Below are 14,143 nucleotides of genomic sequence, written 5' to 3' on the forward strand. Positions count from 1 at the left end.
TCGTTTTTTTTAGTTGAAGGAACAATTTATTTTGCCAAATATTCTGCTTTAACTGCTTTTGGTTGATTTTGCTTTGCTTTAGGCTTTAATTTAAAAAATACTAATAAACTTATAATAGAAGTAATCAGCCAAAAGGCATCTACTACAAAAATCTGTAGTTGTTGTTCATTGAAAGTCTTCCAGATCCAGTTTCCTGTTATCAATCCATTAGCAAAGGGCACTATAAAGCCGAATAAGCTCCCTGATAATAAGCTATACTTATTAGTGAAATAGTTATCTTTCTTAGCGGAGAAGAGAATGGAAAGTACTAACCAACTAATGAAAAAAGCTTTGAAAATTAACAGATGAGGTTGGGGGTCATTAGCATCTTTAAAGAGTTTAACTACCGAGAAAGTAAATGCTGTTACCGGGTACATACTTAATGAAATGGCTAAAAATATGGCAGCAACCCATTGATTTGCTTTTCTTTTAAATGGAGTGTTGATTTTTTTATCCCTTGCTTCTACCCAAATAAGTACACCTGAAATGATGACAAAACAGGTAATTATTCCAAATATGAAATAGATAATTTTTAAAGGGTATCCTCCAAAGTTTCCATAGTGAAGCTTGATGAGGAAATCCTGTACAGCTGCTATATATGTTGTTTCTTTATAGGGATCTCTTTCAAATACAACTTCACCTGTAGCTGCTTTATAGGCTACCTGTCCTAAACCTGCAAACTGCTTATCATTTTCAGGTTTTACATCTACTATCACATGCATACTGGCATCTCCGTAATTTTGCAAAACTACTTGTGATGCATATACTCCTTCCCAATTTTGCTCTGCTTTTGCTACCAATTCATTTACATCTACTTCATAAAATTGAGGTTTATGCATGTAGGTGAATGCTTTAACATTTGTAGATAAATCTTCAAACATTTTGTCTGAATTTCCATCATATAATAATGAGGTGACAGGGCTTAGCATGACAGAACTTCCTATGATCAGCACTGCTCCTGTAACTGCATAAATAAATTGAAAAGGCAAGCCTATTAAGCCTAAAGCGGTATGAGCATCTGTCCATACAGTCTTTAATTTAGCCCAGGGTCTGAATACGTAGAAATTGCTGATTATTTTTTTCCAATGTACAATAACTCCTGTCACAATAGCAAAAAGGAAAAAGAAAGCTACAAAACCAGACAGAAGATAACCATAGGGGTAGGGGATTTGAGCAAAAAAGTGTAGACGGTAGATAAATTCACCCAAAGTGAAATCCTGAAAATAGCTGTAATTTTCGTGAGTAGCCGGATCATGGTAGAAAAACAATCTGCTTTTATCAGCTTCATTAGCTGTAGTATCTTTGCTTGGTGTTGCGCTCACCATTACTCTTCTTTCCTGATGAATCTGGCGTATTGTAATATCTCGTCCACTTAAGTTATTACGAGCTGCTATAGAATCCAAAGCAGTATTAAAATCAATGTCCATTTGTGAATTTTCCTTAATAGGTTGTTCACGTTCCCAGTTAATAATATCATCTCTGAAAAAGCTGATGGAACCTGCAAAAAATATAACAAATAGGGCTACACTAATTACCAGACCACTAACTGTATGGGTATGAAACAGGACATTATAAATGCGATTACTCATAATGAAGAAATAGAAATTGGTGAGTTTTGAATTAGAAAATAAAGTATGGCTGATAAGAATAAAATAATAGCCAGATACACTGCCCAGGCTTTCCATCCATTTTTAAATAAAAAAGGGATAATCATGAATGCACACCAAACTATAAAACCTGCAAACTTTAGCGTGAATAGTGCTACCCGATGATCTATTAAATGGGCAAGGATCAGAAAGAATGTAACCACAATCATAAAACCACCAATAAAGCCTGCAGTTATTTTAGCAAAGCGCTGATGGAATGAAGGGCTGAGGTGTTTTTTATTGGCTGGCATATTATTATAAAGTTAATTCCAGAAGTAGACCTAAAAGTAAAATACTCCCAATGCTCCATCTATTCATGTAGCCTAAGGGAGCCAGTATGACAACAAGGCTTGCTATCATTACCAGGCTTATGAGGTAGGCAAAGATTCCTGAGCCTACACCATAAACCATTAAACAAAATATAAAGCCAATTGCCAGATTACTTATTCCTATTAATGTTGCCCAATATTTATTTTGGCGAATATAAACTTCCCATTTCCCGGGCTTTGGAAGTTCCGCCCGCTTTGATCTTTGATAGAATAACCAAAAACCTGATAATATAAAGAGTAAACTAAGAGTGGCCATATCTGCTAAAGAGTTATACAATAAGTGGCACAATGCCAGATAATTTTATATTCTTCTCCTTATGTTTCATTTTAAAGTTAATTTGCCCGTTGCTCCAGGCAACGGGCAAGCTTTTATTACTTTATTACTTTATTGCTCCAGTTTGAATAAACCATAAACAGCAGCTGAATTAGTGATTTCTGCTCCCTTGGTTGCTGTAAGGTTCTGTGGATCTATTTCGTAAATAAAGATTCCTTCGTTATTAGTAATTTTAATATAAATCATACCATTATCCTGAACCATATGATTAGCAAATGTGCCAGTAGGACCACCATAATGCACAGGAATACCATTTATATAATTTACTGTTTGATCCACTACATCTATTATCGCTAGTTTTACATCTCTTCTACTCCACATGTCATCTTCAGTATAAGCATCTTTATCAAAGCTGAAAATACTCGCCAATACTTTATCGTCACCAATGTACTGGGCATTACATATTTTATAGCCGCCTGTTTTTTCCTCTACATTAAAAAAGTAACCTTCATCAAACACTTCTTCACCGGATTTTATTCTTAAAATACCTGAAGGACGTGTTTCCTGAGGTGCACCTGCAGCTATGGCTGTGGGAGAAACAGTATAAATATCATTATTTTCTGTAGTGAAAATATGGCCTTGGGCAGCATAAGCGCCAATAGGTCCTGTTCTTGGGTCAGTTATCACACCTTCATAAGAAAGATCCGGATAAGAATAGATGGCAACATAAGCTGAATCTGTTTGTGTAGAAGAAAAATCACTTGCAGCAATTTGGAAAAAAGGAACAAATAATTTATTCCCCCTAATTGTCATGCCTGAAAAGTAAGCTTGTTCACCTGAACCTCTTGTTGGCGTGAAAACACTTGTGGCTGTTTCAGTAACTTGTCCTGTTTCAGCATTTACCTGGTAAAATACAGCGTTTTCCGACCCCCCTCTTGGAATATTCATTGCAATAAAGTTTCTATCATCTACCGGGTGGAACAAATGGGTTCTACCCATAGTAAATTGGATGTGTTTTTCTAAAGCTTTTTCCTCATTTAATTTATAAACAGTTGCTACATTTGCATCAGTGTATGTAATAGTGGTTAAATAAGGTCCGGTTTGTTGATAAAAGTGATATCCCGATTGCTCAATTCCTCTGCCAATTAATGAAATTTCCCCCTGCATCAATTCACCTTCCATTACTAAGTAGTCTGTAGAAACATCACTACTTCCTGTTGATCGAAGTGCTAATGTATAGGCACCAGTGTCATTATCAGGCCCTAAATCGTCATCTTTACATGAACTTACTGTAAATGCTATTATCAGTAAGCTTACTGATAGCTTCCAAATTGTATTGTTTCTCATTTGTATATGGTTTATTTGTTTTTAAAAAAATATCTGACTTTTAAATAGAATGCCCTGCCTGGCTTTTGTAACTTAAAATTGTCATAGAGCTCCGCATCAAACAGATTGTTACAGCTTAAAGACATATTATATTTTCCATTTTGTAGGGAGTAACTAAAGTCAATGTTATGGGTAAATTGTCGAGGTATCGTTTTTTTATCTTTGCTGTTGCCATCGCTTTCCCAAAAGAGAAAATATTCCTCAAAAAAGCTGGCTCCATAACTAATGCCGAGCCTGTCACTCCCCATTATTACTTCGTTAAAACTGATAGTAGCATTGGTATTAGCAAATAAATAGGGTTGGTTTGGCACTTGATCCTGATAGTGAGGGTTAATTTTACCATCAAGATATTTAGCATTGTCTCTCTGAGTTTGGTATGTAGCATTTGCGTTGATCCTTAGTAAGGATTTATAAGTATACCCCACACTTCCTTCTACACCAAAAACTTCAACGGCATCTTCATTTGTGAAGGAAGAAGTAGGATCGGAACTACCTACACTGGCCCTGATAAATCTTTCAATATCTCGTTTAAGGTAGTTCGCTTCTAAATTAATTCTGTGGATAGCTGCGATATTGAATTCATAAAGGGCACCTATGTTATAGTTCATGCCTTCTTCCGGTTGCAGCAATACATTTCCCCGAAGATTGGCGCCATCTCCAAAAAGCTCATTTGATTCAGGCATTCTATAAGCTTTTTCTACTGACCCCTTAAACCTGAGATTAATTGTAGGAAGCAAATAGGAAAAAGCTGTTCCATAACCCATGTAGGATTGTTCCAGGTTACGTTTAACCCTTTCAGGGTTACTATAAATATTGTCAGTATAATAAGTTTCTCCACCTAGTATGTAGTTTTTGGCAAATAGAGATAAGGTTACTCTTTCATCCCAGTCAAATTTATACCCCAGTCCAACTACAGTTTTCGTTAATATTTTGGGTTCTTTATTGGAAATTTCAAGTGGGTTGGCGGCATCAGATCCTTTTCTGTTGACTTGGTTGGTTGTATAATTGAGTACTACAGAATGGTTTTCATTCATGAGGTAGCTGAGGTTACCTCTGGCTATAAATGCATTATCTGTGAATTTATAAAGTGTCCTGTTTAATTCACCATCAGTGGGGTCGGCTTTTTCTACGTATGAACCATCCCAAAAGTAAGTTCTTGATGTGGTATCAATAGTTTGTGTATAGCCAAAGTTATAAGAGGCAAAACCATTTAACTCTAAACCCTTAATCAAGAGATCGGATTTTTTATAGCGAAAAGTTGGCATTATGGTACTGCTTATTTGCTTCCGCATGCCATATACTTTTTCCATGGTGGCCCCGGTTTGCTGTTCTTTTTCACTTTCTGATAAAATAACCCCTACCAAAAGCTGATCCGCAAATTTTTTGTTTACAAGGCCTATATCTATAATTCCGGATTTAGAATCATACGCATCATGAAAGCGTTCCACTTCCACTTTATCTTTTAAAATAACAGATCCTTCTTTTTTATTTACTGTTACTTTATATGAGTTATCAGAATAGTTCTGGAATAGATTAGCTCTTACAGTAAAACCTGTTTTATCATTGGTATAACCACCACTTAATGCTGACCTGTGTGTATTGAAGGACCCGAATGTATAAGAAGCATCAAGGTAGGTACCTATATCCTGATTGGTAACAATATTGACTGCGCCACCTAATGCATCGGAGCCTAGCCAGACAGGAACAACCCCCTTATATATTTCTATGCGTTTTGCTACATTAATGGGCAAATTGTTTAGAGTAAGGGATGAACCGAAGTTTTCCATGGGTATTCCATCTAAGAAAAACCTCACTTGATTTCCATTAAATCCGTTTAAGGAAAAATCGAAACGTGACCCCAGTCCACCTGTTTCACGAATTCTCACACCAGATACTTTTCCTAATACTTGATTTACATCCAGGTTTAAGTTTTGTAATGGTTTAGTATCTATCGAGGAGACAGCGTATGATTGTTCTCTTATTTTAGTAGCCTCTGATTTGCCTCTTACCTGTACTTCTTTTAATTCTTGTAAATCTTTAGTTAATGTAAAATGTAGTTGGGTATTTTCATTTTCTTTAACTGAAATTTTTTCTGTTAAGGTAGTGTATCCGATAGAACGGATTGTTAACAGGTGGTATCCTGTGGGAACATTTTCCAAAATAAAATTGCCTTCAAAATCTGCTACTGTTCCAAGCTCAAGCTTTTCAATGACTATAGTGCTAAAGGGTATAACCTCTCCGTTTGAGTCTTTTACAGTACCACTTATTACAGATTTGGTTGTTTGGGCCTCAAGAGAGAAGGCAAAAAGAGAGAACAGCATTACCAAAAGTGTTATTCTGGGTAGGTGTTGATTTTCTGATAATTTTTGGTTTCCAAGAGCATTGAAAGCATTTTGTACGTAATTGTTTTTTTCCATTCAACCAGTGAATTCTCTATTGACTTTATTCGGAGATACAATTGAATCACTACTCTCGCTATGTAGATTGATTCTAATTTAGGGTAAATCTAGAATCATTCCAGATAAGAAGCAAATTATTTAGAATAAGTTTAAATAAAAATAATCACTTATTGAAAGCTATATAATGATTGGGTTAAGTATAAAGATTGTAAGTCAGTACTTTAACCATGCAATGTGTTGAAATTGAAAGCGCGAATTAATTACTTGTTTCAGTTAAGGAAAACCGGCAATCATGAATAAACATCCTTCCATCTAAAACCTTCATTTTTTAAAAGGCCGCCTATTATGCTTCTTCTATGTTGTAATAACATGTCATTTTCTAAAGGGTCAATAAGATACTTATTAGGCTTGGGCAGTGGGAAGTCAGGAGCTACGTCTTTATCTAAAGTTCTGTGAAAATTATGCTCCATATGCAGAAGGAGGTGATTAATTGAACTTCTTAGGGGCGTTATTTCCAGATGAAAGTCTTTTAGCGTAATGTCTCCTAAAATCTGGCTTATGGCTTCATCCAGAGAAGCAAGGTTTATACTAAATGAACTGGTATAATCTGCGTTTCCATAATAATGAAGTACTGGGTAAGCTTCGTGGTTTACGGTGTGGGTATCTATCATTTCCTGTAAGGAGGAGAACTTTTGGTAACAATAGGAGGGGGATTTATTTACTAAATTTTTAGCTACTTCTTCAGGGTTGGTGCCCAGGTTTCTTATAGCTAAAGCCAATGATCTTTTATGGATAACTGCATTGGACACCGAAATGAGATAGGTCATTGCTGTAGTGAAGAATATAAACCCAAAAAAAGAGAAGATACTTGTTAATATTTTAAATGATGGTGAAATAGGTTTAAAATCACCCAGGCCCATAGTGGAAAGTGTATAGCCAGCAAAGTAAAACCTTTCAGTTGATGTTGCTACCAACCCGCTGGAGCTCACTATTGAGGCTTGATCAGAAGAGTAGACAAGGTATAGGCCTACCCATACCATCATAACCCAGGCACTGAAAACTACAAGGTTTACAATCAATCCACTGTAGCTAAAAATACTTCTACCAATTAACTTAACACCCAGCTTAATTATTTTATGGCTAACGAGAGAAAAGAAGCGGGTAAGCATTGCTGCCCCACTTCCTGACATTGTAGTGTAAAAGAAATCATACATTACTATGGCTAAAATGCTGATTCCGCTAATAAGGGAGAAATTTTCATTCATAAAGAGTGCTCTCTTATATTATCTATCATTTTTTATAAAAAGAGAGAATATAGGTTGTTAAATTTTACGAGGTCTTTTTAATGGGAGTTGAGCCTTATGCAGATAATTTGCGGAGAGGCTCACAATCATGGATGGTTTTGTTATATATCTCCTTTAATATCACCTCTATAAATGAGATGTTGTTTCAACAGATTTTACATTACCTCATATTACACATTATATTTCCAGAGGGGAATACTATCTTGTTGTCCTTAGACTAATTTGAAATCGATTGTGGTTTTGTGCAATAGATCAGAGTTCAATGTATTAAAAGGATTTACATTCAATTAATGGATTACATTCTCATTAAATAAAAATGATAATTTCCGCCTTAATGGGTTCAATAAATTAAATTTGCTTTGGAGTCATTTTATATTTTGAGTTTTTATTTCTCACAATAAAATAGGCAATAATGAGATTTGGTACCCAACATAGCCAGGAAACTATTCTATAGGCCGGGATAAATTCTCCAAAAACATTAGTTAAAACAGGAAGCCAAACTCTTAAAGTTACTGCAGCAAAGCAAGCAGCAAAACTAAATATCATGTAGTTTTCGTGCTTTACTCTATTCCCTTTTTTAATAGCTATAAAACCCAAAATGGTTGTGCTTAACCAAATAATTCCTAAGGTAGAAAAGCCAATTTTGGTAATGATTCCACCAGTTGCAAATAATGCAATATATAGTCCGCAAATTCCACTTACTAAAACTGAAATCACATATGCTTTACCGATTACCCTATGTATTTTTACGTTTTTCTTCCTTAATTTATTATTAAACTGCAACCAACCTATTAAAAGAGCAAGTCCTCCGGGAACTATATGTCCGTAAAATCCAATATTCCATAAATTGTCATTTAAAAGTTCAGCCGTTTTCGATGATAATAGTCCAAATTTCCTGTCAATCATAAAATATATGACAGGATATAGTCCTACGAAGGCAGATAGAATACATAATACAGTCCACGAGAATCTTTTCATTTATTTTTTAGTTGTAGCCTCTACCGGCAGATGTTAGTTGCTTTATAGCGAACTATTTTTCATGATGCTATTACAGATAATTTTAATTCCATTGATTCTTCCTCACAATTGTCCTTATGTATATAATCTCCTTGATGCATTCTTTCTTTTTGATTAGTTTTTTAAAACAGTCATGACTCTATTCTTTTCTTTTTCTGTAAAAATAAGATCACCTTTATCATAATACTTAGTTAGAGCATATTGTCCTGATAACCATTGAGCTTCAGGTAAATTATCTGAATTATCATAATAATTTTTATTAGAATATTCTCGTATTATTTCTCCATTATAATAAAATTCTTCCAACTTAGAGCTACCTCCTTCATCTGAACCTGCATCAAGTTTATACATGATATTTTGCAAAGAATCCACATAAGTTTCATTTGTTGTTTGATATTCACCTATAGACCTGCTTTTACTATCACCTTTTTTGTAAATGCCTTTTGCAATGTTAGATGTAATTAATTCACAGAGGCTGTCAATATTAGTTTTGATAATATCTAAACCGTATTTTTCTCTAATATCTTTGTTTGCTATTATTGCTTTGAATTCTCTTGCTCTGAAATGTTCTTCATGTTCAGGAGAGTAAATGGCATCAGAAATTAATCGGTCTTTTTTTTCTTCATCAAGCCATCGTATAATCCTTCCATGGTCAAAATAATATCGGTTTTCTTTTGAACCTTCTACTTTAAAAATGAAAAATGGGCCATATTTATTAAGGCTGGAGTCGAAAAAATATTCATATCTTAAACCTTTATTTTTATCGTTTACGATCATTTTATTATAATTCTCTTTTATAGAAATATTGCTATTTGGAATTTCATAGGTTGAAAACTTTGCTTTCCGGCTTTCATTTTCAATTCTGCTATAAGCTTGTCTGATCTTACTAATTTGGTTTTCCAGATCATATTTTGTTGCTGTTTTTAATGGAGAATCACTCAGGAGTTCACCGTCATATTTCCAATATCCTTCGTTAATTAGTTTCTTCTTTGGATTAGTATCATCTAACTTTTGTAAATAGAAGAGGCCAAACTCATCATCATAACCAATATTGTCATAACCAATTGCTACTATTTCATTGCCTTCGCTATCAATTATACCATATTTATCCAAATACTGGGCCTTGGTATAGCCATATTCGTTCATAGGTTCCAAGTGATGATATTTCAATGGAATGACTATTTCACCTGCTTCATTAATCATTCCTACTCTTCCATTATGACCAATAATGGCAAAACCGTTAATGAATTTATAGAACTCTATAGGATCCTCGAAATAGCCAGTAATTACATCTGAAGGTGAATTGAATTGATCACTGTCATAATTAATTGAATCAATCGAAATACCATTTTTATTAAATAGGTTAATAGAGTAATTATACCTTGACCTCATCAATAAGTTATTTGATAAGAATTTTAGATTTGTATTTTCGAAAGGAAGTATCGTCTCGCCTTTATAATTAATTAGAGAACTATTTTCTGGTTTTGAATTGTAACGATCGTGCGGGCCACGATAAACTATTGCTAGTTCACCTTTAAATGCATCAGCTTCACTAAATTGAAAATCGATTATAGTATCACTATTAAGATTTATATATCCCCATTTTTCGCCTGCTTTGGCAGCAAGAAGATTAGTGTTTCCTGCTTTGAGATCATTATATTTAAAAGGTAGAATTGTGTCCCCTTTCATGTTTAAGATACCTGAAAGGCTATCCTTAGTTAATAATAGTAGGCTATCATGAAAAAATTCTATCCGGCTATATTCTTCAGGAAATTTAACTTTCCCGTTAATGATTAATCCGAAAACCCTCTTATTGTAGCCTTGTTTTATTGCAATTTTGAATATGGAATCATTTAGTATTTCTACATTATCATATTGACATTTTACAATTTCTTTTCCTAGTTTGTTAATTATACCTACGTCACTATAGTTTCTTGAAACTATGGAAAGGTCATCTTTAAAGATAATTTCTTTATCATACACAGGAAGGCAGATATCATTACCGTTACTGTTGATGAGACCCCACTTTCTATTTTTTCGAATTAATATTAGATCTTTTTCAAGTACTTTCAGCTCTTCATAATTGTAATCAATTATTTGATTAGCGGTAGTATCAACAGCTCCCCATAACTTTCCTTTTTTTGTGGGTATTATACCGTCTTTTGCTTTACCAACAGCATCAAATGTTGCTGATTCACTTATATAATCTCCTTTACTATTTATGATTTTATATGATCCATTTATTTTTACCCATGCAAAACCTTCTGCGAAAAATCCGCAACCATCAAAAATGGGTTTAATAACAAACTCATCAGCATTGTTAATGTATCCCCACCTGCCATTTCTATTATAGGGCCATATTTGCTCGGTATTAAATTTTTTCAAAACGAAGGATGTGTCCTCATCCACAAGTTCGATTATATTTTCTATAGCTTTAACTTCTTCCGTTTTATTAGTTTCAGGGCTCTTTTTACAGCTAATAAATAATAAAAATGGGAAAGCAATACAGATTAACAAGTATTTTTTCATAAACTGATACTGGAATGTGCTTTTATTCAATTATGGAAGTTTAAATATAAGTAAAGCATACTTATTGGCAAATCGCTAAATACAAGAGACTTAGTTTTTACGCTAAAGGGTATGTAATAAATAAGAAGTTTTGTTCACTTGGAAGGTTACTTGTATCTGCTAGCCATGATACCAAAGATGCTTACTAATCTGCTCTGTGTTTCGATTGAGCATCTTGCTCTCAGTCTGGCTAAGAACTTATAGAAGTAAAAATATCAAAAAAATAGTTGAATGCTACTGGCTTAAGTCGGGGTGACAGGATTTGAACCTGCCATCTCTCGCTCCAGACCGCTACCCTCAATGTCGGTAAGTTAAGAATTTGACTATTTTTTGCAAGAGGCAAATGCCAAAAATATGGCGAGTAATTCAGATATAGTTTAGGTATTTAGTTAAAGAAGAATAATGTAACTGAACAATGCCAGTGGCAGAAGTACAGCAAAAAGAACACTTGATACCAGAAGATATGAATTGAGAACTACCTGGGAAATGTGCTACCACCTTATCCGATAATATCGGAGTATTGAAGGACAGCGTATGGGCGAATACCCTTGCACTTGCATCTTTAGCTTTCACAGGATGTTTATTTTAGGGTTTAACCATAGCTAAAATAATATTTAATGACTATGCCAAAAACAAAATTTACTCATGGCATATTTTATTTTTTAAAAAATTATGCGTGGTTGAAAATTTTAATCACGCATACTCAATTTTAGTAGTGCGTATATATGAGTGGTGTAAAAGTAGTATGCATATATGCGTGGCTGTAATTGGGTTCGAATATATGCGTAGTGGTACAAAACGAGGCATAATAGGTTTTACGAAAAGCAAGTCTTGATTTTTCTCATAGGTCTTTTAGCATTGTTCCTTTTGTGTTAAGATATCAAAGTCTTTCAGCCAAAGGCTGAGAAACTAAACCTCAAATGAGACAACTTCAATCCAATAAGCAATGGCTGACTGAAGCTTTAGGAACTCTTCCCACTTATGCTCTGCAAGATTACCCTCCTGGCTAATGGTCGTTTGAATATAGGAAGGTGAAGGTCGTAAAAAATAAAAGGTCTTATAAAAGCATTGTTTTTTCTCCCTTTAAAAAGAAAATTAAAAATCTTTGGGTTTCTTCTTTGGTTTCTGGTTCCAATTTAAAATGTCATAGCGTTATTAAACCTCAATTGAATGACTGCCTTAATTCTAAATGAGTTTGTTTTATCTTTTTCTTGAACATGGTATTAAAGGATTTTGTACATTCAAACCACAAATTGTAAGCTATTTCTTTTACACTTAAATTAGTCCTTGAAAGCATTTATTTAACTCTATCAATGACAAATTCTTCAATATAGGATAAAGCATTCATTTCTTGTAAGAAACTATCTATTGTGAAAGCGCTTAGAGTACTGGAAAAGAAAGTTAAGGTGGGAAGCAATAAGATTCTGTCTATAATAATCAATATTATTTTTAGTTCACCCTGCATTTGATGCAGGAGCGTTGTCATTATTTTCTCTTTCTTTTCCGAAAGATTTAGGGAATCTGCAATAGAATAGGAAAAGAATTTGAATTTCGTTAATCCTCATTCAAAGAAAAACACTTTAATATATGAGCATATTAGGTCAACTCACCTAAGAATTCTTCCACACTATGATATCCTCGAACTATTATTTTTTTCTTTAATCGCATTTTGCTGACGCGAACACTTTGTGGTGAAATACCTAAAATGTGAGACATTTCCTTACTCTTTAAATCTAGGTTTAGCAGCACCAAATAACGGATTTCGCCTTCAGTAAGGGCGATATTATGTTGTTGTATTTTTCCAAAAAAACCAGGATAGATACTATTAAATCTACTTTTGAAAACAGTCCAGTCGTCCTCTGTTAGAATTTTTTGTTCCAGCAAGCTGGTAACTGCTGTATCGTTTTTACGAAAAGCGTTAGTCTCCTGTAGTTCTTTTTGGAGGGAATCAATTATTGCGTTTTTCTTTGAAAGATCCAGGATATAAGTCTTGAGTTCCTGTTCCTTTATAGTGAGTATTTTGTTGGAGCTATTTAACTGAATCTCCAATTTTCTTTTTTTGAAACGTATTTTCTGAAAATGTCGATAGACAAAAAAGACGCCTATTAAAAGAAAGGACAGAATGGCAAGCCCTATGAACCAGTTTCTATTTTCATTCAATTGGGATTCTTTTTTTAGATTCTGTATTTGCAGGTTTTTAACTTCAGAACCCATTTTCGCCTGGTATTCTGCGAGGGTTTTCGATTGGTTAGCAATTAAAATACCATTGTTTGTTACCGCATAAAGTTTGTAATATTTTAATGCTGAATCAGTTTTATTAAAGGCTTCATAAACTTCCGAGAGCTTTTGGTAGGCCTCGCTAATTCTTATTTTTCTTTCAATTTGTAAGCTCAATCGCAGGCTTTTTTGGATAGCATTCAGGGCAAGTGCCTGGTTTCTTTCACGCAAGTAGATATCCGATAAATTGTAATAAGTAGCTGCTTCCCCATCTTTGTAATCCGCTTTTTCATAATGCCGTAAGGCCTCCAGGTAATAAGACTTGGCGGAATCATTCAGCTGTTTGTTTTTGAAAATCTGTCCCTGATTGTTTAGGGCAATGCCAAGGTCCCGATATTCATGTTCTGTTCTAAATAATTGAATGGCGCGATTATTATGCATAAAGGCGGATTCGTAATCTCCCTGTTCCTTTAGAATCAAGCCACGATTAGTATGGGTGAGTCCGAGAAGTCTGGTCATATTCAATTTGGCTGCAATATTTCCGGCTATGGAATAACTACTCATCGCATCTTCATTGTTGCCGAGTCGCCATTGTACCAAGCCTAAGGTGTTAAGTATTTTTGCTAATTCGGTATCATTCTCTTCCTTCTCAGCTCTTTTATAAGCAATATTGATGATATTCAGTGATTTTTGGTAATCCCCGGATCTCCAATAGTCCAATGCGAGATTGTTTAGGGAATCATTCTTTACGTAGGCATATAACGATTGCAATGCCACGCTATCCACTTTGCCAGTTTCAGAATGAAAAGACTTCTGATTGTAGGTCTCTTCCAAAGGTGAAGTACAATTAATTAGGCATATCATCGAAGTCACAAGATATGCTGCTATTTGTATTCCGCGATTCATTATAGGTGTTTCACTACTTGCTTAAAAAAACCAATACAAAATTTCCTACACCAAAATT

General features: G+C 34.4%; 9 protein-coding genes. All 9 read right to left on the reverse strand.

Annotated features, from left to right (window positions below; translation table 11 throughout):
* Window positions 1-26: 26 nt before the first annotated feature.
* A complete protein-coding gene (locus IEV85_RS09300; protein WP_188462574.1) occupies window positions 27-1,628 on the reverse strand; it encodes a PepSY-associated TM helix domain-containing protein in 1,602 nt (533 codons plus the stop codon).
* Window positions 1,625-1,936 (reverse strand): hypothetical protein, encoded by a 312-nt coding sequence (locus IEV85_RS09305; protein ID WP_188462576.1) that lies wholly within the window; start codon window positions 1,934-1,936, stop codon window positions 1,625-1,627. The genes IEV85_RS09300 and IEV85_RS09305 overlap by 4 nt, the downstream gene beginning before the upstream one ends.
* A gap of 4 nt (window positions 1,937-1,940) precedes the next feature.
* Window positions 1,941-2,303, reverse strand: a complete 363-nt coding sequence (locus tag IEV85_RS09310; RefSeq protein ID WP_188462578.1) for a hypothetical protein — start codon at window positions 2,301-2,303, stop codon at window positions 1,941-1,943.
* A 96-nt stretch (window positions 2,304-2,399) separates the two neighbouring features.
* The gene (locus IEV85_RS09315) at window positions 2,400-3,635 is read right to left on the reverse strand and encodes a DUF4374 domain-containing protein (protein WP_188462580.1); all 1,236 of its coding nucleotides are present in this window, start codon (window positions 3,633-3,635) and stop codon (window positions 2,400-2,402) included.
* Between the two features lie 11 nt (window positions 3,636-3,646).
* On the reverse strand, window positions 3,647-6,091 hold the full coding sequence (locus tag IEV85_RS09320) for a TonB-dependent receptor (RefSeq protein WP_188462581.1): 2,445 nt from the start codon (window positions 6,089-6,091) through the stop codon (window positions 3,647-3,649).
* A gap of 272 nt (window positions 6,092-6,363) precedes the next feature.
* Window positions 6,364-7,338 (reverse strand): ion channel, encoded by a 975-nt coding sequence (locus IEV85_RS09325; protein WP_188462583.1) that lies wholly within the window; start codon window positions 7,336-7,338, stop codon window positions 6,364-6,366.
* Window positions 7,339-7,725: 387 nt separating this feature from the next.
* Window positions 7,726-8,355, reverse strand: coding sequence for a DUF2306 domain-containing protein (locus IEV85_RS09330; protein ID WP_188462585.1), 630 nt, complete (start codon window positions 8,353-8,355; stop codon window positions 7,726-7,728).
* Between the two features lie 153 nt (window positions 8,356-8,508).
* Window positions 8,509-10,953: a WG repeat-containing protein gene (locus IEV85_RS09335; RefSeq protein WP_188462587.1), complete on the reverse strand. Its 2,445-nt coding sequence runs from the start codon at window positions 10,951-10,953 to the stop codon at window positions 8,509-8,511.
* 1,605 nt (window positions 10,954-12,558) lie between these two features.
* Entirely contained in the window at window positions 12,559-14,085 is a 1,527-nt protein-coding gene (locus tag IEV85_RS09340) for a tetratricopeptide repeat protein (protein WP_188462589.1), read from the reverse strand.
* Window positions 14,086-14,143: the final 58 nt, after the last annotated feature.

The sequence above is a fragment of the Marivirga lumbricoides genome, assembly GCF_014636295.1.
Lineage (GTDB): Bacteria > Bacteroidota > Bacteroidia > Cytophagales > Cyclobacteriaceae > Marivirga > Marivirga lumbricoides.